25 protein-coding genes and 1 tRNA gene are annotated in these 25,142 nt (G+C 66.2%); 13 read left to right on the forward strand and 13 right to left on the reverse strand.

Annotated elements, in window-relative coordinates:
- Nucleotides 1–198: 198 nt before the first annotated feature.
- From secA to AC5LXK_RS02595, 4 genes are all read left to right on the forward strand, one after another.
- Nucleotides 199–2,997, forward strand: a complete 2,799-nt coding sequence (secA, locus tag AC5LXK_RS02580; protein WP_493390180.1) for a preprotein translocase subunit SecA — start codon at nt 199–201, stop codon at nt 2,995–2,997.
- A 143-nt stretch (nt 2,998–3,140) separates the two neighbouring features.
- Complete coding sequence (gene argJ, locus AC5LXK_RS02585) at nt 3,141–4,382, forward strand: bifunctional glutamate N-acetyltransferase/amino-acid acetyltransferase ArgJ (RefSeq protein WP_493390181.1); 1,242 nt, start codon at nt 3,141–3,143, stop codon at nt 4,380–4,382.
- A 19-nt stretch (nt 4,383–4,401) separates the two neighbouring features.
- Nucleotides 4,402–5,271 (forward strand): ATP-binding protein, encoded by an 870-nt coding sequence (locus AC5LXK_RS02590; protein WP_493390182.1) that lies wholly within the window; start codon nt 4,402–4,404, stop codon nt 5,269–5,271.
- Nucleotides 5,268–5,711 (forward strand): NUDIX domain-containing protein, encoded by a 444-nt coding sequence (locus AC5LXK_RS02595; RefSeq protein WP_493390183.1) that lies wholly within the window; start codon nt 5,268–5,270, stop codon nt 5,709–5,711. Before AC5LXK_RS02590 ends, AC5LXK_RS02595 begins: the two co-directional genes overlap by 4 nt.
- Before the next feature lie 60 nt (nt 5,712–5,771).
- Here the strand turns inward: AC5LXK_RS02595 and AC5LXK_RS02600 are convergent, their stop codons facing one another.
- The 9 genes from AC5LXK_RS02600 to AC5LXK_RS02640 all read right to left on the reverse strand — a co-directional run bounded on the left by AC5LXK_RS02600 (nt 5,772) and on the right by AC5LXK_RS02640 (nt 13,684).
- Entirely contained in the window at nt 5,772–5,972 is a 201-nt protein-coding gene (locus AC5LXK_RS02600; protein ID WP_493390184.1) for a DNA gyrase inhibitor YacG, read from the reverse strand.
- Between the two features lie 25 nt (nt 5,973–5,997).
- Nucleotides 5,998–6,753 (reverse strand): cell division protein ZapD, encoded by a 756-nt coding sequence (zapD, locus tag AC5LXK_RS02605; RefSeq protein WP_493390185.1) that lies wholly within the window; start codon nt 6,751–6,753, stop codon nt 5,998–6,000.
- 109 nt (nt 6,754–6,862) lie between these two features.
- Nucleotides 6,863–7,471: a dephospho-CoA kinase gene (coaE, locus tag AC5LXK_RS02610; protein ID WP_493390186.1), complete on the reverse strand. Its 609-nt coding sequence runs from the start codon at nt 7,469–7,471 to the stop codon at nt 6,863–6,865.
- Nucleotide 7,472: 1 nt separating this feature from the next.
- Complete coding sequence (locus AC5LXK_RS02615; protein ID WP_493390187.1) at nt 7,473–8,384, reverse strand: prepilin peptidase; 912 nt, start codon at nt 8,382–8,384, stop codon at nt 7,473–7,475.
- Between the two features lie 45 nt (nt 8,385–8,429).
- Nucleotides 8,430–9,635, reverse strand: a complete 1,206-nt coding sequence (locus AC5LXK_RS02620; RefSeq protein ID WP_493390188.1) for a type II secretion system F family protein — start codon at nt 9,633–9,635, stop codon at nt 8,430–8,432.
- Nucleotides 9,636–9,637: 2 nt separating this feature from the next.
- A complete protein-coding gene (locus AC5LXK_RS02625; protein ID WP_493390189.1) occupies nt 9,638–10,915 on the reverse strand; it encodes a GspE/PulE family protein in 1,278 nt (425 codons plus the stop codon).
- 84 nt (nt 10,916–10,999) lie between these two features.
- Nucleotides 11,000–12,292 (reverse strand): HlyC/CorC family transporter, encoded by a 1,293-nt coding sequence (locus AC5LXK_RS02630; RefSeq protein ID WP_493390190.1) that lies wholly within the window; start codon nt 12,290–12,292, stop codon nt 11,000–11,002.
- Nucleotides 12,293–12,434: 142 nt separating this feature from the next.
- Nucleotides 12,435–12,511: transfer RNA gene (locus AC5LXK_RS02635), tRNA-Pro, on the reverse strand.
- A gap of 177 nt (nt 12,512–12,688) precedes the next feature.
- Complete coding sequence (locus AC5LXK_RS02640; RefSeq protein WP_493390191.1) at nt 12,689–13,684, reverse strand: polyprenyl synthetase family protein; 996 nt, start codon at nt 13,682–13,684, stop codon at nt 12,689–12,691.
- A 209-nt stretch (nt 13,685–13,893) separates the two neighbouring features.
- Here AC5LXK_RS02640 and rplU point away from each other — a divergent pair, with 209 nt between their 5' ends.
- The 4 genes from rplU to proB all read left to right on the forward strand — a co-directional run bounded on the left by rplU (nt 13,894) and on the right by proB (nt 17,003).
- Nucleotides 13,894–14,205 (forward strand): 50S ribosomal protein L21, encoded by a 312-nt coding sequence (gene rplU, locus AC5LXK_RS02645; protein ID WP_006025184.1) that lies wholly within the window; start codon nt 13,894–13,896, stop codon nt 14,203–14,205.
- Between the two features lie 24 nt (nt 14,206–14,229).
- Nucleotides 14,230–14,493: a 50S ribosomal protein L27 gene (gene rpmA, locus AC5LXK_RS02650; protein WP_006476999.1), complete on the forward strand. Its 264-nt coding sequence runs from the start codon at nt 14,230–14,232 to the stop codon at nt 14,491–14,493.
- 187 nt (nt 14,494–14,680) lie between these two features.
- Nucleotides 14,681–15,793, forward strand: coding sequence for a GTPase ObgE (gene obgE / locus AC5LXK_RS02655; protein ID WP_493390192.1), 1,113 nt, complete (start codon nt 14,681–14,683; stop codon nt 15,791–15,793).
- A gap of 91 nt (nt 15,794–15,884) precedes the next feature.
- Nucleotides 15,885–17,003, forward strand: coding sequence for a glutamate 5-kinase (gene proB / locus AC5LXK_RS02660; RefSeq protein WP_493390193.1), 1,119 nt, complete (start codon nt 15,885–15,887; stop codon nt 17,001–17,003).
- Between the two features lie 107 nt (nt 17,004–17,110).
- On the opposite strand, the gene AC5LXK_RS02665 is transcribed toward proB, so the two are convergent.
- Both AC5LXK_RS02665 and AC5LXK_RS02670 read right to left on the reverse strand, forming a co-directional pair.
- On the reverse strand, nt 17,111–17,719 hold the full coding sequence (locus tag AC5LXK_RS02665; protein WP_493390194.1) for a CNP1-like family protein: 609 nt from the start codon (nt 17,717–17,719) through the stop codon (nt 17,111–17,113).
- A 13-nt stretch (nt 17,720–17,732) separates the two neighbouring features.
- Nucleotides 17,733–18,380 carry an RNA pyrophosphohydrolase gene (locus tag AC5LXK_RS02670; RefSeq protein ID WP_493390195.1) on the reverse strand — a complete coding sequence of 216 codons (648 nt, stop codon included), beginning with the start codon at nt 18,378–18,380 and terminating at the stop codon, nt 17,733–17,735.
- Between the two features lie 218 nt (nt 18,381–18,598).
- On the opposite strand from AC5LXK_RS02670, the gene AC5LXK_RS02675 reads away from it, so the two are divergent.
- Nucleotides 18,599–20,335: a proline--tRNA ligase gene (locus AC5LXK_RS02675; RefSeq protein ID WP_493390196.1), complete on the forward strand. Its 1,737-nt coding sequence runs from the start codon at nt 18,599–18,601 to the stop codon at nt 20,333–20,335.
- A gap of 21 nt (nt 20,336–20,356) precedes the next feature.
- On the forward strand, nt 20,357–20,959 hold the full coding sequence (locus tag AC5LXK_RS02680; RefSeq protein ID WP_048251148.1) for a MarC family protein: 603 nt from the start codon (nt 20,357–20,359) through the stop codon (nt 20,957–20,959).
- Between the two features lie 84 nt (nt 20,960–21,043).
- Here the strand turns inward: AC5LXK_RS02680 and AC5LXK_RS02685 are convergent, their stop codons facing one another.
- Complete coding sequence (locus AC5LXK_RS02685) at nt 21,044–21,595, reverse strand: hypoxanthine-guanine phosphoribosyltransferase (RefSeq protein ID WP_282506623.1); 552 nt, start codon at nt 21,593–21,595, stop codon at nt 21,044–21,046.
- Nucleotides 21,596–21,689: 94 nt separating this feature from the next.
- A complete protein-coding gene (gene ffh / locus AC5LXK_RS02690) occupies nt 21,690–23,057 on the reverse strand; it encodes a signal recognition particle protein (protein WP_493390197.1) in 1,368 nt (455 codons plus the stop codon).
- 90 nt (nt 23,058–23,147) lie between these two features.
- Between ffh and AC5LXK_RS02695 the strand changes: the two genes are divergently transcribed.
- The 3 genes from AC5LXK_RS02695 to ampD are packed head-to-tail and all read left to right on the forward strand — an operon-like array spanning nt 23,148 to nt 24,959.
- The gene (locus AC5LXK_RS02695) at nt 23,148–24,041 is read left to right on the forward strand and encodes a cytochrome C assembly family protein (protein ID WP_262540820.1); all 894 of its coding nucleotides are present in this window, start codon (nt 23,148–23,150) and stop codon (nt 24,039–24,041) included.
- 13 nt (nt 24,042–24,054) lie between these two features.
- Nucleotides 24,055–24,372 carry a PP0621 family protein gene (locus tag AC5LXK_RS02700; RefSeq protein WP_493390198.1) on the forward strand — a complete coding sequence of 106 codons (318 nt, stop codon included), beginning with the start codon at nt 24,055–24,057 and terminating at the stop codon, nt 24,370–24,372.
- Nucleotides 24,369–24,959, forward strand: a complete 591-nt coding sequence (gene ampD, locus AC5LXK_RS02705) for a 1,6-anhydro-N-acetylmuramyl-L-alanine amidase AmpD (protein WP_493390199.1) — start codon at nt 24,369–24,371, stop codon at nt 24,957–24,959. Before AC5LXK_RS02700 ends, ampD begins: the two co-directional genes overlap by 4 nt.
- Nucleotides 24,960–25,142: the final 183 nt, after the last annotated feature.

Here is a 25,142-nt window from a genome sequence, read left to right on the forward strand (position 1 = left end):
GCCCGTGCACGGGCGGCTTTCGCCCCGCCAGCCCGGCCGTCGGCATGCAGCGCCCGTCCCGCCGAGACACGGGCGTACGCGTTCCCGCGTGCTAAAATTCGACGTTTGAGTCCACTAATTCGCTAAGCCGCCGAGGCTCGGGCGCCGGGGCGCGCAACACGCGCCGGGCGCCGGTGCTGCGACGCAGGATCCGATCCGATGACAACCGGTTTTCTCCAGAAAATTTTTGGCAGCCGCAACCAGCGGCTCGTCAAGCAATACCAAAAGACCGTCACGACGATCAATGCGCTCGAAACGCAGATCGAGAAGCTGACGGACGACCAGTTGCGCGGCAAGACGGACGAATTCCGTCAGCGGGTCGCGGCCGGCGAATCGCTCGACAAGCTGCTGCCCGAGGCGTTCGCGGTCTGTCGCGAGGCCAGCCGTCGCGTGCTGAAGATGCGGCACTTCGACGTGCAGATGATCGGCGGCATGGTGCTCCACTACGGCAAGATCGCGGAAATGCGCACCGGCGAGGGCAAGACGCTCGTCGCGACGCTGCCCGTGTACCTGAATGCGCTGGCCGGCCGTGGCGTGCACGTCGTGACCGTCAACGACTACCTCGCGCAGCGCGACGCCGAATGGATGGCGCGCCTCTACAACTTCCTCGGTCTGTCGGTCGGCATCAACCTGTCCGGCATGGAGCACGACCAGAAGCAGCAGGCGTACGCCGCGGACATCACGTACGGCACGAACAACGAGTTCGGCTTCGACTACCTGCGCGACAACATGGTCTACGAGACCGACGCGCGCGTGCAGCGGGCGCTGAACTTTGCGGTTGTCGACGAAGTGGACTCGATCCTGATCGACGAGGCGCGTACGCCGCTGATCATTTCGGGTCAGGCTGAAGATCACACCGAGCTGTACGTGCGGATGAACGCATTGCCGCCGCTGCTCGAGCGCCAGATCGGCGAAGAGAAGGCCGACGGCACGGGCGTCGAGAAGCCGGGCGACTACACGCTCGACGAGAAGGCACGCCAGGTGTTCCTGACGGAATCGGGCCACGAGAAGGCCGAGCGTCTGCTCGCCGAATGGGGCCTGATCGGCGAGGGCGAGAGCCTGTACGCGCCGCAGAACATCACGCTGATGCACCACGTGTATGCGGCGCTGCGCGGCCACACGCTGTTCCACAAGGATCAGCACTACGTCGTGCAGAACGGCGAAGTGGTCATCGTCGACGAATTCACGGGCCGCCTGATGGCCGGCCGCCGCTGGTCCGACGGCCTGCACCAGGCGGTCGAGGCGAAGGAGCACGTGAAGATCCAGAGCGAGAACCAGACGCTCGCCTCGATCACGTTCCAGAACTACTTCCGGATGTACGCGAAGCTGGCCGGCATGACCGGTACCGCGGATACCGAAGCATACGAATTCAACGAGATCTACGGCCTCGAGACGGTCGTGATCCCGACCAACCGCCCGCCGAAGCGGATCGACAAGCAGGACCAGATCTACAAGACGGCCAAGGAGCGGTATGACGCGGTGATCCGCGACATCCGCGACTGCTACGAGCGTGGCCAGCCGGTGCTGGTCGGCACGACGTCGATCGAGAACTCCGAGCTGTTGTCGCACCTGCTGAAGCAGGCCGGGCTGCCGCACGAAGTGCTGAACGCGAAGCAGCACGAGCGTGAAGCGGCGATCGTCGCGGAAGCCGGCCGTCCGAACCGCGTGACGATCGCGACCAACATGGCCGGTCGCGGTACCGACATCGTGCTGGGCGGCAACGCCGAGAAGCAGGCTGCGTTCATCGAGGCCGACGACGCGATCCCGGCCGACGAAAAGGCGCGCCGCATCCAGAAGCTGCACGACGAGTGGGAAACGCTGCACGAGCAGGTGAAGGCCGCGGGCGGCCTGCACATCATCGGCACCGAGCGCCACGAATCGCGCCGGATCGACAACCAGCTGCGCGGCCGTGCGGGCCGCCAGGGCGATCCGGGCTCGTCGCGCTTCTACCTGTCGCTCGACGATCCGCTGCTGCGCATCTTCGCGGGCGACCGTGTGCGTTCGATCATGGATCGCTTGAAGATGCCGGAAGGCGAGGCGATCGAGGCAGGCATCGTCACGCGCTCGATCGAATCGGCGCAGCGCAAGGTCGAGGCGCGCAACTTCGACATCCGCAAGCAGCTGCTCGAATACGACGACGTGTCGAACGACCAGCGCAAGGTGATCTACCAGCAGCGTAACGAACTGCTCGAAGCGCACGACATCACCGAGACGATCACCGCGATGCGCCACGGCGTGGTGACCGAAGTCGTTCACCAGTTCGTGCCGGAAGGCAGCATCGAAGAGCAGTGGGACGTGCCCGAGCTCGAGGAAGCGCTGCGCAACGACTGGCAGCTCGACCTCGCGATCCAGGAAATGGTGAACGAGTCGTCGTCGATCACGGCCGAGGAAATCCTCGACGCGGTGATGACGGCCGCCGACGAGCAGTACGAGGCCAAGGTCGCGCTGGTCGGCCGCGAATCGTTCAGCGCATTCGAGCGCTCGGTGATGCTGCAGACGGTCGACCGCCTGTGGCGTGAGCACCTTGCGGCGCTCGACCATCTGCGCCAGGGTATCCACCTGCGCGGCTATGCGCAGAAGAATCCGAAGCAGGAATACAAGCGCGAGGCGTTCGAACTGTTCGCCGCGATGCTCGATGCGATCAAGCAGGAAGTCACGCGCGTCGTGATGAATGTGCAGATCCAGTCGCCGGAGCAGCTCGAGGAAGCAGTCGAGCAGATCGAGGAGCGCGGCGACCAGCTCGGGAACGTCGAGTACCAGCACGCCGACTACGCGGAAGCCGGTGCGCCGGTGGCGAACGTGACGGCTGTCGCGGCGGCCACGGCGACGGCCGACATGGTCGGCAGCGCGATGACCCACAGCGGCCCCGGCGGCGAGATGCCGAAGGTCGGCCGCAACGACCCGTGCCCGTGCGGCAGCGGCAAGAAGTACAAGCAATGTCACGGGAAGCTGTCATGATCGACGGCGGCGCGCATCCGCGTGCCGCTTCGCTCGGAGCTTCGAGTCAGTGACGTGAGTTGCGGCGGCCCGCGCGTGCGGCCGCCGGTTCTTCCAATCGATGCCGGCATGTGCCGGCATTTTCCATCCGGCAGGTGTGCCCCATGGCTGTCAATTTTCCGTCGATCGATCCCGCCCAACTGCATCCCGTCGCCGGCGTCACGCTCGGCTGGGCGGAAGCGAACATCCGCAAGCCGAATCGCAAGGACGTGCTGGTCATCTCCGTCGACGAAGGCGCGACGGTCGCGGGCGTGTTCACCGAGAACCGTTTCTGCGCAGCGCCGGTCACCGTCTGCCGCGAGCATCTGGCAAAGGTGCGTGCGGGCGGCGCGGGCATTCGCGCGCTGGTCGTGAATACGGGCAATGCGAACGCGGGCACCGGCGAGCCGGGCCTCGTGAACACACGTGAAACCTGCACGGAACTTGCACGTCTCGCGGGCATCGAGCCGGCGCAGGTGCTGCCGTTCTCGACCGGCGTGATCCTCGAGCCGCTGCCGATCGACCGCCTGAAGGCGGGGCTGCCGGCTGCGCTCGCGAACCGCAAGGCCGCGAACTGGTTCGACGCCGCGCAGGCGATCATGACGACCGACACGCTGCCGAAGGCCACGTCGCGCCAGGTGACGATCGACGGCCATACGGTCACGCTGACGGGCATCAGCAAGGGCGCGGGCATGATCAAGCCGAACATGGCGACGATGCTCGGCTTCCTCGCGTTCGATGCGAACGTCGCGCAGCCGGTGCTCGACACGCTCGTGAAGGAAGTCGCCGACCGCTCGTTCAACTGCATCACGATCGACGGCGATACGTCGACGAACGACTCGTTCATCCTGATCGCGTCGGGCAAGAGCACGCTGCCGGCCATCACGTCGACCGATTCGCCGGCCTATGCGGCGCTGCGCGACGCGGTGACGGAAGTCGCGCAGGTGCTGTCGCAGCTGATCGTGCGCGACGGTGAAGGCGCGACGAAATTCATGACGGTGCAGGTCGAAGGCGGCAAGGACGTCGCGGAATGCCGTCAGATCGCGTACGCGATCGGCCATTCGCCGCTCGTGAAGACGGCCTTCTACGCATCCGACCCCAACCTTGGCCGGATTCTCGCGGCGATCGGCTATGCGGGCGTCGCGGATCTCGACGTCGGCAAGATCGACCTCTATCTCGACGACGTGCTCGTCGCGAAGGCAGGCGGCCGCAATCCGGCCTACCAGGAAGAGGACGGCCAGCGCGTGATGAAGCAGAGCGAGATCACGATCCGCGTGCTGCTCGGCCGCGGTGACGCGCAGGCCACCGTCTGGACGTGCGACCTGTCGCACGATTACGTGAGCATCAACGCGGACTACCGCTCCTGATCGGGAGCGTTCGAACGACATGGACAAGCTTGAACAGTTTCTGACGCGCGCCGAAGCGCTGCTCGGCCGCCTCGAGGGGATGCTGCCGCCCGCACCGGCGGCCATCGACTGGAACGCCGCCCACGCATTCCGCTGGCGCAAGCGCCAGGGGCGCGGCTACCTGCAGCCGGTACCGGCCGTGTCGTCGATCACGCTCGACGACCTGCACAACATCGATCGCCAGAAAGGGCTGATCGACCAGAACACGCGGCAGTTCGTGCAGAGCAAGCCGGCCAACAACGTGCTGCTGACCGGTGCGCGCGGCACCGGCAAGTCGTCGTTGATCAAGGCATGCCTGAACGCCTATGCGAACGACGGGCTGCGCCTGATCGAAGTCGACAAGGACGACCTGCACGATCTCGGCGACATCGTCGACCTGATCTCGCAGCGTCCGGAGCGGTTCATCGTGTTTTGCGACGACCTGTCGTTCGAGGACGGCGAATCGGGCTACAAGGCGCTGAAGGTCGCGCTCGACGGCTCGATCGCCGCGCAGTCGGACAACGTGCTGATCTATGCGACGTCGAACCGCCGCCATCTGCTGCCCGAGTACATGAGCGACAACGAGTCGTACAAGCATCTGCCGGACGGCGAGATTCACCCCGGCGAAGTCGTCGAGGAGAAGATCTCGCTGTCGGAGCGCTTCGGTCTGTGGGTCAGCTTCTATCCGTTCAAGCAGGACGACTACCTCGGTATCGTTGCGCACTGGCTGCGTCACTTCGGCTGCCCGGACGCAGAGATCGAGACCGCGCGCGGCGACGCGCTCGTCTGGGCGCTCGAGCGCGGTTCGCGGTCGGGCCGCGTTGCGTGGCAGTTCGCACGCGACTGGTCGGGCCGCAAGGAGCAGGCATGAGCGTGGATCCCGCACAGGGCGCCGTGCACGCGCCGGATGGCCGCAAGGTGACGGAGGTTGCGGTCGGCGTGATGGTGCAGCCGGACGGCCGATATCTGCTCGCGCAACGCCTGAAGGGCAAGCCGTACGAAGGCTACTGGGAATTCCCGGGCGGCAAGCTGGAAGCGGGCGAAAGCGTCGAGGATGCGCTTGCGCGCGAGCTGCACGAGGAACTCGGCATTGAAGTCACGGCCAGCCATCGCTGGCACACGCTCGAGCACGATTATCCGCATGCGTACGTGCGGCTCTATTTCTGCAAGGTGACGGGCTGGACGGGCGAGCCGCACAGCAAGGAAGGGCAGGCGTTCGTGTGGCAGCAACTGCCGGTCGACGTCGCGCCGCTGCTGCCGGCTGCGCTGCCGGTGCTCGAATTGCTGGAGAAGGAAGCGGCGTCGAACTGACGCCGTGGGAGCCCGCCGAAAAGGCGGGCCATATCGCCGGCGGGCGGTGCTGTGCGCCGCTCAGCTGTCGCGGCGGCCGTCCGTGCCGTCTTCTTCCGACGACGGGCCCTCGTCCGAGGAACCGCCGATCCGGTACTTTTCTGCGGCCCATGCGCCGAGGTCGAGCTGCTTGCAGCGGGCCGAACAGAACGGGCGGTACTGATTTTCAGGTGTCCAGCGCACTTCGGCGCTGCACGACGGGCATTTCACAACGGTAGTCATACGAAAGCGATCCGGCACGCGGCCGTTACAGATTGCACAGTGTCAGATGGAACGGCACGTCGATGTCCACCGCGCGCGGCCGCACATCGCCGTCCTGCATGGTGAACCGTACCCACAGCATGTATTTGTTGGCGCTCGCTTCGGGAATGACGCGCAGCTCCGGCGGTACGCGCACCTGCATCAGCTGGTAGGTGCGGCCGGACAGCATCTGCTGGTAGCTGCCCTGCATCGCCATGACCTTCGACGCCTGACCCGATTCGCGCGCGAGCCGCAGCACGATCGACGCGGCGTCGCGCAGCGGCAGCATCGGCAGGATCCACTTCGTGATGTCCTGGCGCCGCTGCTCGGCGGGCCATTGCTGCCACGCGTAGTACGACGGCAGGTCGAACTTGCACGTGCCACCGGGAATCACCGCGCGGCTGCGGATGCTGGCGAGCCACTCGTTGTCGACGAGGTGCTGGCCGGTCTTGCCCTGCATCTGCGCGAGATTCGCGAGCGTCTGCTCGATTTCGCCGAGCACGGCTTCGAGCGCGTTCTGCTCGATGCCCGGATTGCCGCGAAAGGGGGCGAGCGTCTGACGCTGACGTTCGAGCTCCTTCATCAGATCCGATTTCAGGTCCGCGCGGCCCGTTACCTCGGCGATTTCGAACAGCGTCGTCAGCGCGACGTGATGTTCACGCGGGTCCTCCTGAGCCAAAAAGAACGTGAAGCGCTCGAACAGATCTTCGAGGCGCAGCAGCGTGCGAATTCGCTCGTTGAACGGATACTCGTAAAGAATCAAGCGCGCTCGCCTCTTGGGTAGGGATAGAAACAATGAAGGACATTCTAATGCCCACTCTCTACCCTAGCAACGCGCCAATTTCGTACACCATCACGATCGTGCGCGAGTTTCAGTGCGCGGCGGTCGCGAATCCGACATAGCGTTGGTGCAGTGCATCGACCTGCGCGGCGAGCGCGTCGGGCGTGACAGCGTCGTTGACGATCACGTCGTCGGCCGCCGCGAGGCGGGCTTCGCGCGTCGCCTGTCGCGCGATGATCGCTTCGACCTGCTCGCGCGTGAACCCGTTGCGCCGTATCACGCGTGCGATCTGCGTTTCGACCGGGCAGTCGACGACGAGCACGCGGTCGCTGCGCGCCTTCCAGTTGCCCGACTCGACGAGCAGCGGCACGACGAACATCACGTACGGGCCCTGCGCTTCGCGCGCCTCGCGATCGGTTTCCGCCCGGATCAACGGGTGCGTGATCGCTTCGAGGCGCCGGCGCGCAGCGTCGTCGCTGAAGATCAGGGTGCGCATCTTCGCGCGATCGAGCGAACCGTCGGCGGCGACGAAGCCGCGGCCGAAAGCCTGTTCGATCGCGGGCATCGCGAGGCCGCCCGGCGCGGTGATGCGGTGGGCGATCAGATCGGTATCGACGAGCGACGCGCCGCGGGCGCCGAAGAGATCGGCGACGGTCGTCTTGCCGCTGCCGATGCCGCCCGTGAGTCCTACTGCGAACATGTCAGCCTCCGAGCGCCGAATAGAAGGGGGTGCCGAAAAACAGCGTCGCGACGCCGCCGGCCGCGAGGAACGGGCCGAACGGAATCGGCTCCTCGAAGCGCATGCGGCCGCGCCAGGTCGCGACGAGCCCGACGATCGCGCCCGTCACCGCGGCGAACAGCACGACCTGCGGCAGCGCGGCCCAGCCCATCCACGCGCCGAGCGCGGCCAGCAGCTTCAGGTCGCCGAAGCCGATGCCCTCGATGCCGCGCAGCCATTTGAACAGCCAGTAGATCGACCACAGGAACAGGTAGCCGGCCATCGCGCCGATCACGGCCGAGCGCAGCGACGTGAACGTGCCGCCGAGGTTCAGCACGAGCCCGGCCCACAGGAGCGGCAGCGTCATCGAGTCGGGCAGGTAGCCGGTGCGAATGTCGATCGCGCTCATCGCGAGCAGCGCCGCACACAGCGCAAAGGCGGCAAGCGCGGCGACGGTCGGGCCGAACGCGGCGAGCGAGCCGGCCGCGAGCAGCGCGCATGCGAGCTCGACGAGCGGATAGCGGATGCCGATCGCGTGGCCGCAGCGGCGGCAGCGCCCGCGCAGCATCAGGTAGCTGGCGAGCGGGATGTTTTCCCACGCGCGCAGCACGTGGCCGCAATGCGGGCAGGCGCTGCGCGGGCGCCACAGATCGTAGTGCGGCGGATAGCCGTCGTCGGGTGCGGTGCTCGCGTTGCCGGTCGCTTCGTCGATCTCGGCCTGCCACGCGCGCTGCATCATCACGGGCAGCCGGTGCACGACCACGTTCAGGAAGCTGCCGATGCACAGGCCGATGACGACCGCGAACGCATACTGCAGCGCGGGCGGCAGCATCGCCAGCGCGAGCAGCGTGCTCTCGGGCGAATCGGGAACGGCGGACAGGGGCGCGGGCGTCATGAGGCTCAAGGTTCGGGCTAAAAGGCGACAGAATCGGTTGCGATGCTACACCACGTTGCCGAGCTGAAGGATGGGCAGGTACATCGCGATCACGAGGCCACCGACGAGTGCGCCCAGCACGATCACGATCAGCGGTTCGCCGAGCGCCGCGAGCGCATCGAGGCGTGTGTCGAGCTGGCGTTCGCACAGCGCGGCGATATCGGCGAGCATCGTGTCGAGCGCGCCGGTTTCCTCGGCGACGGCGATCGGTTGCACGACGTCGTCCGGAAAGCAGCCGGCCGACTGCATCGCGTCGGCGAGACGCACGCCGCGCAGCACGCGCGCCGCGATGTGCGCGGTGGCGTGTGCGAACACCGGATGGCCGGCCGTGCGCTCGAGCGTCGCGAACGCATCGGCGAGCGGCACGCCGGCGCCGAGCAGTGTCGCAAGCGAGCGGCACCAGCGCGCGGCCGCGTACCGCTCGAGCACGCTGCCGACGAACGGCGCATGCAGCAGGTGCCGTGCGGCAGCATGGCGCAGCGGCGCCGACCGCCGAAGCGCGTGATGGACGGCGAGCCCCGTTGCGGCGGCACCGGCTGCGAGCATGCCGCCCCACGCCGACAGCGCGGAGGACAGCGCGAGCAGCATGCGGGTCGGCGCCGGAAGTGCGGCGCCGAAGCCATCGAAGATCTGGCGGAACGTCGGCACGACCCACACCATCAATGCTGCCGAGATCGCCAGTGCGAACAGGATGACGGCAGCCGGATACGCGAGGGCGGCCCGCAGCTTGCGCCACTGCGCGTCGGCGCGTTCGCGGTGCTCCGCGACGCGTGTCAGCACGACGTCGAGCGAACCGGATGCCTCGCCGACCTCGATCAATTGGCGATACAGCGTGCCGAACTGGGCCGGGTAACGGGCGAGCGCGTCGGCGAAGCGTCGGCCGCCGACGATTTCGCGGGCGAGGCCCGTGGCGATGCGCGGCATGCCGTCGTGCGTACGGATACGCGCGAGCATCTCGAGCGACGGTGCGAGCGGCAGCCCGGCCTGCAGCAGGCTCGCGAGCTGACGCGTGAAGCGCGTGACCTCCCGTGCGCCGGCCGCCGGCGGTCGTGCCGGCCCGCGGACGTCGAGCGACAGCACTGCGACGCCGTCGCGTGCGAGCGCCGCGCGCGCGGCTGCAGCGTCGAAGGCGATGACGATCCCGCGGCGCGGCGAGCCGTCACGACGGCGGCCGCGCCATCCGAAGCGAAAGTCGCGCGGTGGCGCGGGCACGTTCACGCGGCAGGTGTGGTGGAGATGGCTTCCGCGATGCTCGTCGTGCCGTCCAGAACACGAACGAATGCCGCATCGCGCAGATTGCGCACGCCTTCCGCCGCCACGCATTGAGCGAGTTCGCCGACGCTTGCCCGCGCGACGATGCGTTCGGCCAGCTCGCGCGACACCGGCATCGTCTGATGCAGGCCGATGCGGCCGCGATAGCCGATCCCGTGACAGGCGGAACAGCCGCGCGCGTCGAACGGCCGCCAACCGGCTGCGAGGGCGGCCGGGTCGCAACCGGCCTCCCGCAGCACGTGCGCCGGCGCATCGGAATGCACACGGCAGGCGACGCACAGGCGCCGGACGAGACGCTGCGCGGTGACGAGGTGCAGCGCGGCCGCGAGGTTGTACGGCGCGACGCCGATGTCGAGCAGCCGAGCAACGGCGGCCGGCGCATCGTTCGTGTGCAGCGTCGACAGCACGAGATGGCCGGTTTGCGCGGCCTTGATCGCGACGTCGGCCGTCTCCGCATCGCGAATCTCGCCGACCATGATGATGTCCGGATCCTGCCGTAACAATGCGCGCAGCGCCGTCGCGAACGTGAGCCCGGCCTTGTCGGCGACCCCGACCTGGTTGATGCCGTCGAGCTGGATCTCGGCGGGGTCCTCGACCGTGCAGACGTTGTGTGCGTCGCGATCGAGCATCTGCAGCGCGCAGTAGAGCGACAGCGTCTTGCCGCTGCCGGTCGGGCCCGTGACGAGCACGAGGCCATGCGGTGCGCGTATCGCGGCCTCCATCGCGGCCGCCTGCTGCGCGTCGAAGCCGAGGCGGGCGAGCGTGAGATCGGGTGGCAGCGTCTCGAGGCGCCGCAGCACGAGCTTTTCGCCGAACAGCGTGGGCAGCGAACTGACGCGATAGTCGCCGCGCGTACCGCCGTCGATCGCGATGCGCAGCCTGCCGTCCTGCGGAAGCCGCCGCTCGGCGATGTCCATGCGCGCGAGCACCTTGATTCGCGTGACGAGCGCATCGCGCAGGTGCAGCGGCGGACGTGCGTGTTCGTGCAGCACGCCGTCGATGCGCAGGCGGATGCGCCAGCCGGTTTCGAACGGCTCGACGTGGATGTCGGATGCGTCGCGCACACGCGCCGCGTGCAGCGTGTCCGTCAACAGCCGCACGGCCGGTGCATCGTCGAGCTGGGCCGCATCGAGGGCATGGGGCGCGCCGGCGGGCGGAGCGGCGGAGCGGGCGGGCGACGACTGCGTGCGCAGCGGCGCCCCGGAGGGAGGGAAATGCATGTGAGCCGGCATGGGAGGCCGCCTGTTGACCGTGACCAGCAGATGATCGCGTGTCGCGGGCGGCGCCGGCAGTCAGCCGTTCGGCTAGCGCGAAGCGGCGCGTGCGGTGCGCGTGCCGCGCGGCTTGAAGAGCTTGACGGTGCGCACGGCCTGATCGTCGCTGCGCATCACTTCGAGCGTCACGTCGCCGATCTTCAGGCACACGTCGTCTTCGGGAATTTCCTCGAGGATCTCGAGCACCAGCCCGTTCAGCGTTTTCGGCCCGTCGGTCGGCAGCTTCAGATGCAGCCAGCGGTTCAGCTCGCGCAGCGGCATGCTGGCCGAGACGATGCATTCGCCGTTTTCGTCCCAGCCGCCCGCGCGTTCGCTGCGCGGCATCGACGTCGTGAATTCGCCGATCAGTTCCTCGATGATGTCCTCGGGCGTGACGAGCCCTTCGAGTTCGCCGTACTCGTTGACGACGAGCGCGGTGCGTTGCCGGGTTTCCTGGAAAAACTGGAGCTGCTGGACCACCGGCGTGCCCGACGGCACGTAGTACGGTTCGGAGAGCAGCGTGCGCAGCGTTTCGCGGTCGAACTCCTGGTTGTGCAGCGCGGTGAGCGTCTTGCGCACGTGCAGCACGCCGAGCACCTTGTCGATGTCGCCTTCGTAGACGACGAGCCGGTTGTGATAGCAGGTTTCGAGTTGATGCAGGACGTCGTCGAGCGGCGCATAGAAGTTGAGCGACTCGATCTGGCGGCGCGGCACCATCACGTCGTCGACCGTGATGTTCTCGAGGTCGAACAGGTTGAGCAGGATGCTGCGGTGCTTGGTCGGCATGAAACTGCTCGACTCGAGCACGATGGCCCGCAGCTCGTCGGCCGACATCCGCTGGTCGCGGCCCTTCTTCGTGTTGATGCGCAACACCCACAGCACGCCGTTCGCGAGCGCATTGACGAACCAGACGACCGGCTTGAACACGCGCATCAGCGGCGCGATCACGAGGCTCGCGGGCAGCGCGATGCGTTCGGGGAAGGTTGCGCCGACGATCTTCGGTGCGATTTCCGCGAACACGATGATCAGGAACGCGACGAGGCCGGTCGCGATCGACAGCGCCAGGTTGTTGCGGCCGAACGTATGGAGCGCAAGCGACGTCGTCAGGACCGGGATGATCGTATTGAACAGGTTGTTGCCGATCAGGATCACGCTGAGCAGCAGGTCAGTGCGCGTGAGCAGCCCCTGCGTGGTTTTCGCGCCGAGTACGCCCTGGCCGGCGAGATGCTTCAGCCGATGGCGGTTGAGCGCCATCATCGCGGTCTCGGAAATGGAAAAGAAGCTGGAACAGAGAAGAAGCAGGAAGACGGCGCCGATTTGCGCCCATAAGGGAATTTGGTCCACGCGTCGGAAAGGGCAGTGAAGGACAGGGATGGAGGGAATATAGCAGAGGCCGGCGACCGCGATGTGTCGTGCGCGACACGAGGGGCCTGCGGCGGCCGGGTAAAAAAAAACCGTGCACATGGTGCACGGTTTTTTACAAATCTGGTCGGGGTGAGAGGATTCGAACCTCCGGCCTCTACGTCCCGAACGTAGCGCTCTACCAGGCTAAGCTACACCCCGATTTGAACTCTTCCGATTTTGCCGTCTTCTTCAAGACCGCTGTGTCGTCGAGCAAGAACGTAACTATAACGACGTTTCTTCAGAAAGGGAAGGCCTTGGAGAAGAAAATTTTCGAGACAGGAGATTTTCCCGTATCGAACGTGTGCCGTCGCGCGGTGGCGGCGACACACGATGCCATTACGACTGCCGCGACGTCGAGTACGAGCACAGCGCGAGCAGGCTCTCCTTGTAGGTCGATTCGGGGAATGCGGCAATGGCTGCGGCTGCAGCCTGCGCTTCCTGGCGTGCGCATTCGAGCGTGTGATCGAGCGCGCCCGAGCGCGTGATCGCGTCGAAAATCGTATCGAACCGATCGGTGCCGCCCTGTTCGATCGCCTCGCGGGCGAGCGCCGATTGTTCGGGCGTGCCGCGTTCGATCAGGTAGATGAGCGGCAGCGTCGGCTTGCCTTCGCGCAGGTCGTCGCCGGCATTCTTGCCCATTGCCTCGACGGTGCCCGCGTAGTCGAGCCAGTCGTCCATGATCTGGAATGCAGTGCCGATCCGGCGGCCGTATTCGGCAGCGGCGGCCTCGGTCGGCGCATCGGCGCCCGCGAGCACCGCGCCCAGGCGTGCCGACGCCTCGAACAGCTTGGCGGTCTTGTAGCGGATCACCTGCATGTAGCGCGTTTCGTCGACGTCCGCGTCGTGCATGTTGAGGAGCTGCAGCACCTCGCCTTCGGAAATGATCGTCGTCGCTTCGGACAGGATCTCCATCACGCGCATCTTGCCGACGCCGACCATCATCTCGAACGAGCGCGAGTAGAGGTAATCGCCTACCAGCACGCTCGCCGCGTTGCCGAACAGCGCGTTGGCGGTCTGGCGGCCGCGGCGCAGCTCGGATTCGTCGACGACGTCGTCATGCAGCAGCGTGGCCGTGTGGATGAACTCGACGACGGCGGCCAGCACGTGCCGCTGGTGCGACGTTTCGCCGAGCGCGCCGGCGACGAGCAGCAGCAACGCCGGACGCAGCCGCTTGCCGCCCGCGCCGATGATGTACTCGGCGATCTGGTTGATCAGCAGCACGTCGGACGCGAGGCTTTGCCGGATAACGCGATTCACCTGCTCCATGTCGCTGGTGATCGGGGCGAGCAGGTGGGCGGCGCTGAGGGTGGGGGAGGCGGTGGACGACGACATGATGATGGAATTGGGTGATGCCGCGGATTATAAGTCGAATCCGCGATATCCCGGTCTGTCACACGTGCGGCCGCACGATTTTGGCCGTTTGGCGGAGGCCCGCGCACGGCAATCGTCGATCGGTTTTGACTTTGGTGCTAACTCCCTGTATAGTCACGTGTTTTCCGCGCGTGGTGTGCGGAAAAATTGGATCCAGAGTGAGGTTCTCAATGTACGCGGTCATAAAAACCGGCGGCAAGCAGTACAAGGTTGCCGTTGGCGAAAAACTCAAAGTAGAACAGATACCGGCTGACATTGACGCTGAAATCACGCTCGACCAGGTTCTCGCAGTGGGCGAAGGCGAATCGATTAAGTTCGGTACGCCGCTGGTCAGTGGGGCTTCCGTCAAGGCCACCGTTGTGTCGCACGGTCGTCATGCCAAGGTCACCATCTTCAAGATGCGTCGCCGGAAGCACTACCAAAAGCACGGCGGCCACCGCCAGAACTACACTGAGCTGCGCATCGACGCGATCAACGCGTAAGCGCCTCGGTAAAGGAGCAATCAGATGGCACACAAAAAGGCAGGCGGCTCTTCCCGGAACGGCCGCGACTCCGAGTCGAAGCGTCTCGGCGTGAAAGTGTACGGCGGCCAGGCAATCAATGCCGGCGGCATCATCGTGCGTCAGCGCGGTACGCGCATGCACGCAGGCGAGAACGTCGGCATGGGCAAGGATCACACCCTGTTCGCGCTGGTTGACGGTCACGTCAAGTTCGCGACCAAGGGCGCGGACAAGAAGCATCTGGTCATCGTCGTCCCGGCGGCTGCCTAAGTCAGGCACCCACGGGCTTCGTAGCCGAAAGGCCCCGCAGTCTTCGCGGGGCCTTTTTTTATTTGGTCGCCGGGCGCATGTGCGTGCCGGCGACCCACGCGCAACCGGCGTACGATCGGCCGAACGGCAGATTGTTCAAGCGTGCCGGCGCGCGGCACAATAGCGGAAATACTGGGCGGAGTGACGAATGAAGTTCATTGACGAAGCACGAATCGAAGTCATCGCCGGCGACGGAGGCGATGGCAGCGCGTCGATGCGCCGCGAGAAATTCGTCCCGTTCGGCGGGCCGGACGGTGGCGACGGCGGCCGGGGCGGTAGCGTTTACGCGATCGCCGACCGCAACATCAACACGCTGATCGACTACCGATACGCGAAGAAGCACCTCGCGCGCAACGGCGAAAACGGTCGCGGCTCGGATTGCTACGGCAAGGGCGGCGACGACGTCACGCTGCGCATGCCGGTCGGCACGGTCATCAGCGACATGGATACCGGCGAGCTGATCGCCGACCTGACCGAGCACGACCAGCAGGTGATGCTCGCGCAGGGCGGCTCCGGCGGCCTCGGCAACCTGCATTTCAAGTCGAGCACGAACCGCGCGCCGCGCCAGAAGACGGACGGCAAGCCCGGCGAGCGGCGCATGCTGAGGCTCGAGCTGAAGGTGCTCGCCGACGTCGGCCTGCTCGGCATGCCGAATGCGGGCAAGTCGACGTTCATCTCGTCGGTGTCGAACGCGAAGCCGAAGATCGCCGACTACCCGTTCACGACGCTCGCGCCGAATCTCGGCGTGGTGCGTGTCGGCCCGAGCAAGAGCTTCGTGATCGCCGACATCCCGGGGCTGATCGAGGGCGCCGCCGAAGGCGCGGGCCTCGGCCATCAGTTCCTGCGCCACCTGCAGCGCACCGGCGTGCTGCTGCATCTGGTCGATCTCGCGCCGTTCGACGAAAGCGTCGATCCGGTCGCGGAAGCGACCGCGATCGTCGGCGAGCTGCGCAAGTATGACGAGGCGCTGTACGAAAAGCCGCGCTGGCTCGTGCTCAACAAGCTCGACATGGTGCCGGAAGACGAGCGCGAGGCGCGCGTCGCCGATTTCCTCGCGCGCTTCGGCTGGGACGGCCCGGTGTTCGAGATTTCGGCGTTGACGGGCCAGGGCTGCGAAGCGCTGTGCTACGCGATCTACGATTACCTGTCGGCACATTCGGACGCGCACCGTGCAGCGGAGGCGGAAGATCTCGCGGCGGACGTGCGATTCCGCGATGCGCCGCCGGCGAAGGGCGGGGCAGTGCCGGGCGACGACGCCTGAGCGGTTCCGTCATGCGCCGGGCGTGCCGCCCGGCGTTGGCCGTTCAATCGCGCCCGGCCGGGCAGGCATCAGATACAGGAGACAGTGCAGGATGCGTTCGATCATCGCGGATTCGAAGCGATTGGTGGTGAAGGTGGGTTCCAGCCTCGTGACCAACGACGGCAAGGGGCTCGATCATGCTGCAATCGGCCGCTGGGCAGCCCAGATCGCTGCGCTGCGTGCGCAGGGCAAGGAAGTCGTGCTCGTCAGTTCGGGTGCGATTGCCGAAGGGATGCAGCGGCTCGGCTGGAGCAAGCGGCCGCGGGAAATCGACGAGTTGCAGGCCGCTGCCGCGGTCGGTCAGATGGGGCTCGCGCAAGTCTACGAGAGCCGCTTCACCGAACACGACATCCGCACTGCGCAGATCCTGCTCACGCACGCCGACCTGGCGGACCGCGAGCGTTACCTGAATGCGCGTTCGACACTGCTCACGCTGTTGCGGCTCGGCGTCGTGCCGATCATCAACGAGAACGACACGGTCGTCACCGACGAAATCAAGTTCGGTGACAACGACACGCTCGGCGCGCTCGTTGCGAACCTGATCGAAGGCGATGCGCTGATCATCCTCACCGACCAGTCGGGGCTGTTTACGGCCGATCCGCGCAAGGACCCGAACGCGACGCTCGTCGCCGAGGCCAATGCGGGCGCGCCGGAGCTCGAGGCGATGGCGGGCGGGGCCGGTTCGAGCCTCGGCCGCGGCGGGATGCTGACGAAGATCCTCGCGGCGAAGCGCGCGGCACACAGCGGCGCGAATACGGTGATTGCGAGCGGCCGGGAATCCGACGTGCTCGTGCGTCTGGCGGCCGGCGAGGCGATCGGCACACAGCTGATCGCACGGACCGCGCGGATGGCGGCGCGCAAGCAATGGATGGCCGACCATCTGCAGGTGCGCGGCCATGTCGTGATCGATGCGGGCGCGGTCGAGAAGCTGACGGCCGGCGGCAAGAGCCTGCTGCCGATCGGCGTGACCGGCGTGCAGGGCGCGTTCGCACGCGGCGAGGTGATCGCGTGTGTCGGCCCGGACGGGCGCGAAGTGGCGCGCGGGCTCACGAACTACAGCAGCGCGGAAACGAAGCTGATTCACCGCAAGCCGAGCGGCGAGATCGAGACGGTGCTCGGCTACATGCTGGAACCCGAACTGATTCATCGCGACAACCTCGTGCTGGTGTGATTTCCGGCCACGGTATCGGCAGTCCAGGCAGTCCAATAAAAAGCCCGCGCGATGCGGGCTTTTTTCATGCGGCGGGACGATGCGGGTGACCCGCATCGCGCGAGCCGTCAGCGCAACTGCGTCATCGCAGTGCGGTGGAAGCGGATGTTTTCCAGGATCTGCTGGGTGGTGCCTTGCGGCATCTTGTTCGCGCAGAAGTAGTCCTGATAGAGCGCGGAGTGATAGGCGTTCAGCTCGCCGTTCTCGATGCGCCGCCAGTCGTTCTCGACCGTGCGATCCCAGCCGTTGTGATCGGAGTCCAGGCCGGCGTACTGCCGCCATTCGTACGTGTCGCAGCGAATGCCTTCGTAGTTCACGTTGCGCGCGCCGGCCGGGCTCGTGATGACGACGGCGTAGCGCACGACGCCGTCGGTGCCGACGGCGAGCGACTTCGCATCGACGAAGAACTTGAGCGGCGTGTTCTGCGATACGTTGAACGGCAGGAGGTCGCCCGTTTGCGGCAGCGGCGGCAGCGTGTCGACCGCGTTTTCCTTCCAGGCCCCCTGGCGGTCGAGCAGGTACACGAATTCGCTGTCATCCTTGTTGGACGGCGCTTTCGAATTCGCGCAACCGGCCAGGGCGGCCATCGCGGCGATCGATGCGAGCGCGAGAGCAATCGCTTTCAATATGCATTCCTCGTAAAAAAAGGGCGCGACACCAAGGTCGCGCCCGGTCATGCAATCCGACTCGTTATTTGACGATGATCACGTGGGGCGGCATCTCGTCGAGCGTGCTCGCCTCCACTTCGATCTCCGAACAAACTACCGATGTGTCGACAATCGTCAGCGTCTGCTGGGCCTGTGCGCCAATGACGCGCGGATAGCGCGACATACGCGGCCCGCGCGGCTTTTCGGCTCGCTGCGCCGGGCGGCGCAGGAAGCGCGACAGTTCCGTCAGCGCCAACTGATAGACATCCCGCTTGAACTCGATCACCGCATCGAGCGGCACCCAGTACTCGTTCCAGCGCCACGCATCGAACTCCGGGTGGTCGGTCGCGCGCAAGCAAATGTCGCAATCGCGTCCAACCATCCGCAGCAGGAACCAGATCTGCTTCTGGCCGCGGTAATGACCGCGTACTTCGCGTTTAATGAACTTGTCAGGCACCTCGTAACGCAACCAGTCGCGGGTGCGGCCGATTATCTTGACGTGTTCCGGATGCAGGCCCGTTTCCTCGTGCAACTCCCGGTACATCGCCTGCATGGGGGTCTCGCCGTACTTGATCCCACCTTGAGGAAACTGCCAGGAATGCTCGCGGAGCCGCTTGCCCCAAAACACCTCGTTGCGCGCGTTCAAGAGGATGATGCCGACGTTCGGGCGAAAGCCTTCACGATCCAGCATACAACCACCTTCGAATCCTTTAAAATTGCTTTGATTATAAACAGATAACGGGCGCTGCGCACCGTGCCGGAGCGAATCCGCGCGGGGTACACCGGCTGAATTGTCCCTGATTAGTCTGCTACGTCGTCTGCGCCATCGTCGTTCGTCGCGCGCAGCTTTTTCACCTTGAAACTTTTTCGGGCGCCCCGCCTGGGGGCGCCGTTTTTGGAACCGTCCGCATGAAAGCTTCCCGTTTCTTTATCGGCACCCTGAAAGAAGCTCCCGCCGACGCAGAGATCGTCAGCCACAAGCTGATGGTCCGCGCCGGCATGATCCGTCGCGTCGCAGGCGGCATCTATAACTACCTGCCGGTCGGCTTGCGTTCGATTCGCAAGGTCGAGGCGATCGTGCGCGAGGAAATGAACCGGGCGGGCGCCATCGAGCTGCTGATGCCGGCCGTGCAGCCGGCCGAGCTGTGGCAGGAGTCGGGCCGCTGGGAACAGTACGGCCCCGAGCTGCTGCGCTTCAAGGACCGCAAGGACAACGATTTCGTGATCGGGCCGACGCACGAGGAAGTCGTCACCGACATCGCGCGCAACCAGATCAAGAGCTACCGGCAGATGCCGGTGAACTTCTACCAGATCCAGACGAAGTTCCGCGACGAGATCCGCCCGCGCTTCGGCGTGATGCGCGGCCGCGAATTCATCATGAAGGACGCGTATTCGTTCGACAAGGATGCGGCCGGCCTGAACGAGTCGTATCGCAAGATGTACGACGCGTACGTGCGCATCTTCACGCGCCTCGGCCTCGAATTCCGCGCGGTCGCGGCCGATAGCGGCTCGATCGGCGGCAACTTCTCGCACGAGTTCCACGTGATCGCCGATACCGGCGAGGACGCGATCGCCTACTGCCCGACGTCGGAATTCGCGGCGAACATCGAGGCGGCCGAAGCGCTGCCGCTGGTTGCCGAGCGCGCGGCGCCGGCCGAAGCGATGGAAAAGGTCGCCACGCCCGGCAAGGCGAAGTGCGAAGCCGTCGCCGAACTGCTGGCGATTCCGCTCGAGCGCACGATCAAGTCGATCGTGCTCGCGACCGACAACGAAGGCGCCGAGCCGACCATCTGGCTCGTGATGCTGCGCGGCGACCACGACCTGAACGAGATCAAGGTGTCGAAGCTGCCGGGCCTGAAGAACCACCGCTTCGCGACCGAGCAGGAAATCGTCGAGTGGTTCGGCACGCCGCCGGGCTACCTCGGCCCGGTCGGCACGAAGAAGCCCGTGAAGGTGATCGCGGATCGCACGGTCGCGAACATGAGCGACTTCGTCGTCGGTGCGAACGAGGTCGACTATCACATCGCCGGCGTGAACTGGGGCCGCGACCTGCCGGAGCCGGACGTCGCCGACGTGCGCAACGTGAAGAAGGGCGACGCGTCGCCGGACGGCAAGGGCGTGATCGACATCTGCCGCGGCATCGAAGTCGGCCACGTGTTCCAGCTCGGCACCAAGTACTCGGAAGCGATGGGTGCGACGTTCCTCGACGAGTCGGGCAAGCCGCAGCCGATGCTGATGGGCTGCTACGGCGTCGGCGTCACGCGCATTCTCGGCGCGGCGATCGAGCAGAACTTCGACGACAAGGGCATCATCTGGCCCGAGTCGATCGCGCCGTTCGAGGTCGTACTGTGCCCGATGGGCTATGACCGCAGCGAGATGGTGCGCGAGACGGCCGACAAGCTGTACGCGGAACTCGTCGCGGCCGGCATCGACGTGATCCTCGACGATCGCGGCGAGCGCCCGGGCGTGATGTTCGCCGACTGGGAGCTGATCGGCGTGCCGCACCGCCTCGTGATCGGCGAGCGCGGCCTGAAGGAAGGCAAGATCGAGTACCAGGGCCGCCGCGACACCGAAGCGACGCTGCTGCCGGCCGACGCGGCCGCGGCGACGGTCGCGGAGAAGATCCGCGCCGCGCTCGCGCACTAAGCACGGCGACCGGGGGACACGATGGAATACACGTTCCTGTCGGCCACCGTGCTCCTGGTGCTGATCACCGATCCGCTCGGCAACATCCCGCTGTTCATTTCGGCGATGCGGGATGTGCCGCGCGAGCGCCGCGTGAAGCTGATCCTGCGTGAAGTGGGGATCGCGTTCGTGATCCTGCTGTTCTTCATGGTGGTCGGCGACCGCTTCCTGCGGATGATGAGCCTCACCGACCTGTCGTTGCGGCTCGGCGGCGGGATCGTGCTGTTCCTGATCGCGCTGCGGATGATCTTCCCGCACCCGGACGGCGCGCTCGGCAGCGATCCGCGCGCGGGCGGCGAACCGTTCATCGTGCCGCTCGCGATTCCGGCGCTGGCCGGGCCGTCCGCGCTCGCGACGGTGATGCTGCTGACGTCGCAGGCGCCCGGCAAGATGCTCGAGTGGGTCGGTGCGCTGACGGTCACGATGATCGTCTGCGCGATCACGCTGGTGCTGGCCGAGCGGATCCAGCAGTGGCTCGGCGAGCGGACGGTCGCGGCGTTCGAGCGGCTGATGGGCCTCGTGCTCGTCGCGATCTCGGTCGAGATGCTGCTGGCCGGCATCCGCGCGTTCGTGCACCAGTTATAAGGCGGGCGGTTCGCGCACGAAAAAAAGCGGCGCTCCGGGAAACCGGAGCGCCGCTTTCTATTTGTATGGCGGGCAGGGCGGCGATCAGACGTTGGTGGTCAGCGCGCGGATCGTCGGCAGGTTGCGCCAGTAGCCCTTCGCATCCATCCCGCAACCGAACACGTAGCGGTCCGGCACCGGGAAGCCGCAGAAGTCGGGGTGCAGCGGTTTCGCCTTCGCGAGCGTCTTCTCGCACAGCACCGCCGACATGAAGCGCTGCGCGCCCATGTCGAGGATCCGGTCGCGGATCGCGGCCATCGTCTCGCCTTCGTCGAGGATGTCGTCGAGCACGAGCACGATGCGGTCCTTCACCGATTCGCGCGGCGCGACGCGCCAGTGCATCTCGGGGCTGCCCTGCGTCGTGTTGCGGTAGCGGGTCAGGTGGATGTAGTCGAATTCGAGCGGGAAATCGAGATGCGGCAGCAGCATCCCGGTAAACACCGCCGCGCCGCCCATCACCGAGAGAACGAGCGGGAACGCGTCGCCGATCTCGGCGCGGATCGCGTCGGCCATCTTCGAGATCGACGCGTTGACGGCATCGGCCGACACGATCTCTTCGGAGTGGTTGAAAATGTGGAGGGCTTCTTCGCGGTTCATGTGTTCTGGCGGGCAGTCGGTATACAAATAAGAATGAAGCAGAACGGCGGGCGCGCGCTACAGCAAAAACCCGCGCGCCGGCCGACGGGCGGAATCAGCGCATGCCGGGCATCATGCCCTTCAGGCCGCGCATCATCTTCTGCATGTTGCCGCCCTTCAGCTTCTTCATCATCGTACGCATCTGGTCGTACTGGTTCAGCATCCGGTTGACTTCCTGCACCGGCACGCCCGCGCCGGCCGCAATGCGGCGCTTGCGCGTCGCCTTGATGATTTCGGGTTTCGCCCGCTCGGCGGGCGTCATCGAGCTGATGATGCCTTCCATCCGGCGGATCTGCTTTTCGGCCTGGCCCATGTCGGCACCGGCGGCCGCCTGCTGGAATTGCGCGGGCAGCTTGTCCATCAGCGACGACAGGCCGCCCATGTTCTTCATCTGCGAGATCTGCGCGCGGAAATCGTTCAGGTCGAAATCACCGCCTTTCTTGACCTTGTCGGCGAGCTTCTGCGCGGCTTGAACGTCGACGCCGCGCTGCGCTTCCTCGACGAGCGCGAGAATGTCGCCCATGCCGAGGATCCGGTTCGCCATCCGGTCGGGGTGGAACACTTCCAGGCCGTCGAGCTTTTCGGCGACACCGACGAACTTGATCGGCTTGCCCGTGATGTGGCGCACCGACAGCGCGGCACCGCCGCGCGAGTCGCCGTCGAGCTTGGTCAGCACGACGCCGGTGAGCGGCAGCGTGTCGTTGAACGCCTTCGCGGTGTTGACCGCGTCCTGACCGAGCATCGCGTCGACGACGAACAGCGTTTCGGCCGGCTTCAGCGTGTCGTGCAGCGCGGCGATTTCCTGCATCATCGCCTCGTCGATACCGAGGCGGCCGGCCGTGTCGACGATCAGCACGTCATGGTAGTGGCGCTTCGCCCAGTCGACGGCCGCGACGGCGATATCGACGGGCTTCTGGTCCGGCGTGGACGGGAAGAAATCGGCGCCGACCTGTTCGCTCACCGTTTTCAGCTGCATGATCGCGGCCGGGCGATACACGTCGCACGACACGGTCAGCACCTTCTTCTTGTACTTCTCGCGCAGCAGCTTCGCGAGCTTGCCGACGGTCGTGGTCTTGCCCGCGCCCTGCAGGCCGGCCATCAGGATCACGGCGGGCGGCGTGACCGCCAGGTTCAGCTCGGCGGCCTTGCCTTCGTAGTCGCCGCCGATCACGGCGGTCAGTTCCTTCTGGACCACGCCGACGAGCGCCTGACCCGGCGACAGGCTGCTGATCACTTCCTCGCCGAGCGCCTTTTCCTTGACCTTGGCGATGAATTCGCGGACGACCGGCAGCGAGACGTCGGCCTCCAGCAGTGCGAGACGCACCTCGCGGAGCATCTCCTGGGTGTTCGCCTCGGTAAGCCGGGCCTCGCCGCGCAGCGTCTTGACGACGCGCGCCATCCGTTGAGTGAGATTGTCGAGCATGGGGAGCGATTGGACAGTGGGGCCCGAAGGCGCGGCGGAACCGAACAAAGGGAGCCGTCGCGGGAAGGGGGCCTAGTGTAAACTTCGAACATGGATATTGTACTGTATGCCCTCACCGCATTCCTGTACGGCGGCCTCGCCGTCGCAGGCTGGCGCACGCACCGCCAGGGCGCGACGCCGCTCGTCGCGAGCGTGCCGGCCGTGCCGGTTCCCGCGTCCGCGGCGTCCGGGATGAGCGGGGCCGGCCGCGCGCTGCTGTTCGCCGCGCTCGTCGCGCACGGCGTGCTGCTCCACATGACGATCTTTCCGAACGATTCGATGGTGTTCGGCTTCGCGTTCGCGCTGTCCGCGATGTTCTGGCTCGGCGCCGGCATCTACTGGATCGAGAGCTTCTTCTTCCCGCTCGACAGCCTGCGCCTGCTGGTGCTGCCGCTCGCGTGCGGCGCGTCGCTGCTGCCGCTCGTGTTCGGCGGCGTGCGGGTGCTTCCTTATGCCGCAGCGCCGCTGTTCAAGCTGCATTTCCTGATCGCGAACATCGCGTACGGGCTGTTCGCGATCGCCGCGCTGCACGCGATCCTGATGCTGATGGTCGAGCGGCGCCTGCAGTCGCTGAGGAACGGCGGGCGCGACGGTTCGACGGGCTGGATCGCGAGCTGGCTCGAAACGCTGCCGCCGCTGCTGACGCTCGAGAAGCTGCTGTTCCGCCTGATCGGCGCCGGTTTCGTGCTGCTCACGCTGACGCTCGCGTCGGGCATCCTGTTCAGCGAACAGGTCGACGCGCGCGCGCTGCGGCTCGACCACAAGACCGTGTTCGCGATCCTGTCGTGGCTGATGTTCGGCGGCCTGCTGGTCGCGCGCAAGACGTCGGGCTGGCGCGGGCGTGGCGCCGCGCGCTGGGTGCTCGTGTCGTTTGCCGCGCTGCTGCTCGCGTACGTCGGCAGCCGGTTCGTTTTCGAGGTGCTGCTGCACCGTTCCGTGGTTTGACCGCAGGTTTCCGATGCGACAGATTCTTCTCCTGATTCTTCTCTTCTTCGCGGGCTCGTGGCTCGCGCGCAAGCTGCGCCAGGCGCAGGAGCACGCGCAGGCGCGCAACGGCCGCGGCGCTGGTTACGACGGCGCGCCAGGCGCTGGCGGCGCCGGTGCTGCGCGCCCGAACGGCGACGCGAGGGCGTTGCCCGAGCCGATGGTGCGCTGCGCCGAATGCGGCGTGCATGCACCGAAGGGCGACGCCGTTGCCGCGGGCGGCGAATACTTCTGCAGCGCCGAGCACGCGCAGCGCCACGGCGCGCGCGCGAACGGTCGCGACACGCGATGAGCGACGCGCCGGTGTTGTCGGTCGATGCGAACGGCTGGGTGCGCGAAGCGCGCCATGCGCCGTCGCCGAACTTCGAGGTGCGGCCCGCGGGTGCGGTGCCGACGCTCGTGGTCGTCCACAACATCAGCCTGCCGCCCGGTGAATTCGGCGGCGACGCGGTCGAGGCGCTGTTCCTGAATCGCCTCGACTGCGATGCGCACCCCTATTACCAGAGCCACCTGCGCGGCGTGCGCGTGTCCGCGCACTTCCTGATCCGCCGCGGCGGCGAGCTCGTGCAGTTCGTGTCGTGCGACGAGCGCGCCTGGCACGCGGGCTCGTCCGAGTTCTTCGGTCGGACGCGCTGCAACGACTTCTCGATCGGCATCGAGCTCGAAGGCGCGGACGACGTGCCGTTCGACGATGCGCAATACGCGGTCCTCGCCGCGCTCTCCCGCGCGCTCGCCGCGCGCTATCCGGTCGATGCTTTTGCGGGGCACTCGGACGTCGCGCCGGGCCGCAAGACCGACCCGGGTCCGCACTTCGATTGGCAACGCTTCGCGGACGATGCCGGTTTTTCCGCCGAATACTTTCCTTTCCGTCAGCACTGATTGCAGGGTTTTTGAGCCGGCCAATTTTTTTTTTCCGACCAATGCCTTGTCACGTCTGAGCCTGCGCGGGGCGGGGGTGATGTCAATACCTCCAGCGCAAATTATCCGTTTTGACCTCGTCCGAATGTCCACTATACTTGGTGCCAGTTGAGCGGTTCTGTACTAGATATAGTGTGTGTCGCA

The organism is Burkholderia pulmonis (assembly GCF_984667975.1).

What these genes read in the sequence shown, in the direction of transcription:
- secA (WP_493390180.1), top strand. Translation starts at nt 199, where the DNA reads ATGACAACCGGTTTTCTCCAGAAAATTTTTGGCAGCCGCAACCAGCGG.
- argJ (WP_493390181.1), top strand. Translation starts at nt 3,141, where the DNA reads ATGGCTGTCAATTTTCCGTCGATCGATCCCGCCCAACTGCATCCCGTC.
- AC5LXK_RS02590 (WP_493390182.1), top strand. Translation starts at nt 4,402, where the DNA reads ATGGACAAGCTTGAACAGTTTCTGACGCGCGCCGAAGCGCTGCTCGGC.
- AC5LXK_RS02595 (WP_493390183.1), top strand. Translation starts at nt 5,268, where the DNA reads ATGAGCGTGGATCCCGCACAGGGCGCCGTGCACGCGCCGGATGGCCGC.
- AC5LXK_RS02600 (WP_493390184.1), bottom strand. Translation starts at nt 5,972, where the DNA reads ATGACTACCGTTGTGAAATGCCCGTCGTGCAGCGCCGAAGTGCGCTGG.
- coaE (WP_493390186.1), bottom strand. Translation starts at nt 7,471, where the DNA reads ATGTTCGCAGTAGGACTCACGGGCGGCATCGGCAGCGGCAAGACGACC.
- AC5LXK_RS02615 (WP_493390187.1), bottom strand. Translation starts at nt 8,384, where the DNA reads ATGACGCCCGCGCCCCTGTCCGCCGTTCCCGATTCGCCCGAGAGCACG.
- AC5LXK_RS02625 (WP_493390189.1), bottom strand. Translation starts at nt 10,915, where the DNA reads ATGCATTTCCCTCCCTCCGGGGCGCCGCTGCGCACGCAGTCGTCGCCC.
- AC5LXK_RS02640 (WP_493390191.1), bottom strand. Translation starts at nt 13,684, where the DNA reads ATGTCGTCGTCCACCGCCTCCCCCACCCTCAGCGCCGCCCACCTGCTC.
- rplU (WP_006025184.1), top strand. Translation starts at nt 13,894, where the DNA reads ATGTACGCGGTCATAAAAACCGGCGGCAAGCAGTACAAGGTTGCCGTT.
- rpmA (WP_006476999.1), top strand. Translation starts at nt 14,230, where the DNA reads ATGGCACACAAAAAGGCAGGCGGCTCTTCCCGGAACGGCCGCGACTCC.
- obgE (WP_493390192.1), top strand. Translation starts at nt 14,681, where the DNA reads ATGAAGTTCATTGACGAAGCACGAATCGAAGTCATCGCCGGCGACGGA.
- proB (WP_493390193.1), top strand. Translation starts at nt 15,885, where the DNA reads ATGCGTTCGATCATCGCGGATTCGAAGCGATTGGTGGTGAAGGTGGGT.
- AC5LXK_RS02665 (WP_493390194.1), bottom strand. Translation starts at nt 17,719, where the DNA reads ATGACCGGGCGCGACCTTGGTGTCGCGCCCTTTTTTTACGAGGAATGC.
- AC5LXK_RS02670 (WP_493390195.1), bottom strand. Translation starts at nt 18,380, where the DNA reads ATGCTGGATCGTGAAGGCTTTCGCCCGAACGTCGGCATCATCCTCTTG.
- AC5LXK_RS02675 (WP_493390196.1), top strand. Translation starts at nt 18,599, where the DNA reads ATGAAAGCTTCCCGTTTCTTTATCGGCACCCTGAAAGAAGCTCCCGCC.
- AC5LXK_RS02680 (WP_048251148.1), top strand. Translation starts at nt 20,357, where the DNA reads ATGGAATACACGTTCCTGTCGGCCACCGTGCTCCTGGTGCTGATCACC.
- AC5LXK_RS02685 (WP_282506623.1), bottom strand. Translation starts at nt 21,595, where the DNA reads ATGAACCGCGAAGAAGCCCTCCACATTTTCAACCACTCCGAAGAGATC.
- ffh (WP_493390197.1), bottom strand. Translation starts at nt 23,057, where the DNA reads ATGCTCGACAATCTCACTCAACGGATGGCGCGCGTCGTCAAGACGCTG.
- AC5LXK_RS02695 (WP_262540820.1), top strand. Translation starts at nt 23,148, where the DNA reads ATGGATATTGTACTGTATGCCCTCACCGCATTCCTGTACGGCGGCCTC.
- AC5LXK_RS02700 (WP_493390198.1), top strand. Translation starts at nt 24,055, where the DNA reads ATGCGACAGATTCTTCTCCTGATTCTTCTCTTCTTCGCGGGCTCGTGG.
- ampD (WP_493390199.1), top strand. Translation starts at nt 24,369, where the DNA reads ATGAGCGACGCGCCGGTGTTGTCGGTCGATGCGAACGGCTGGGTGCGC.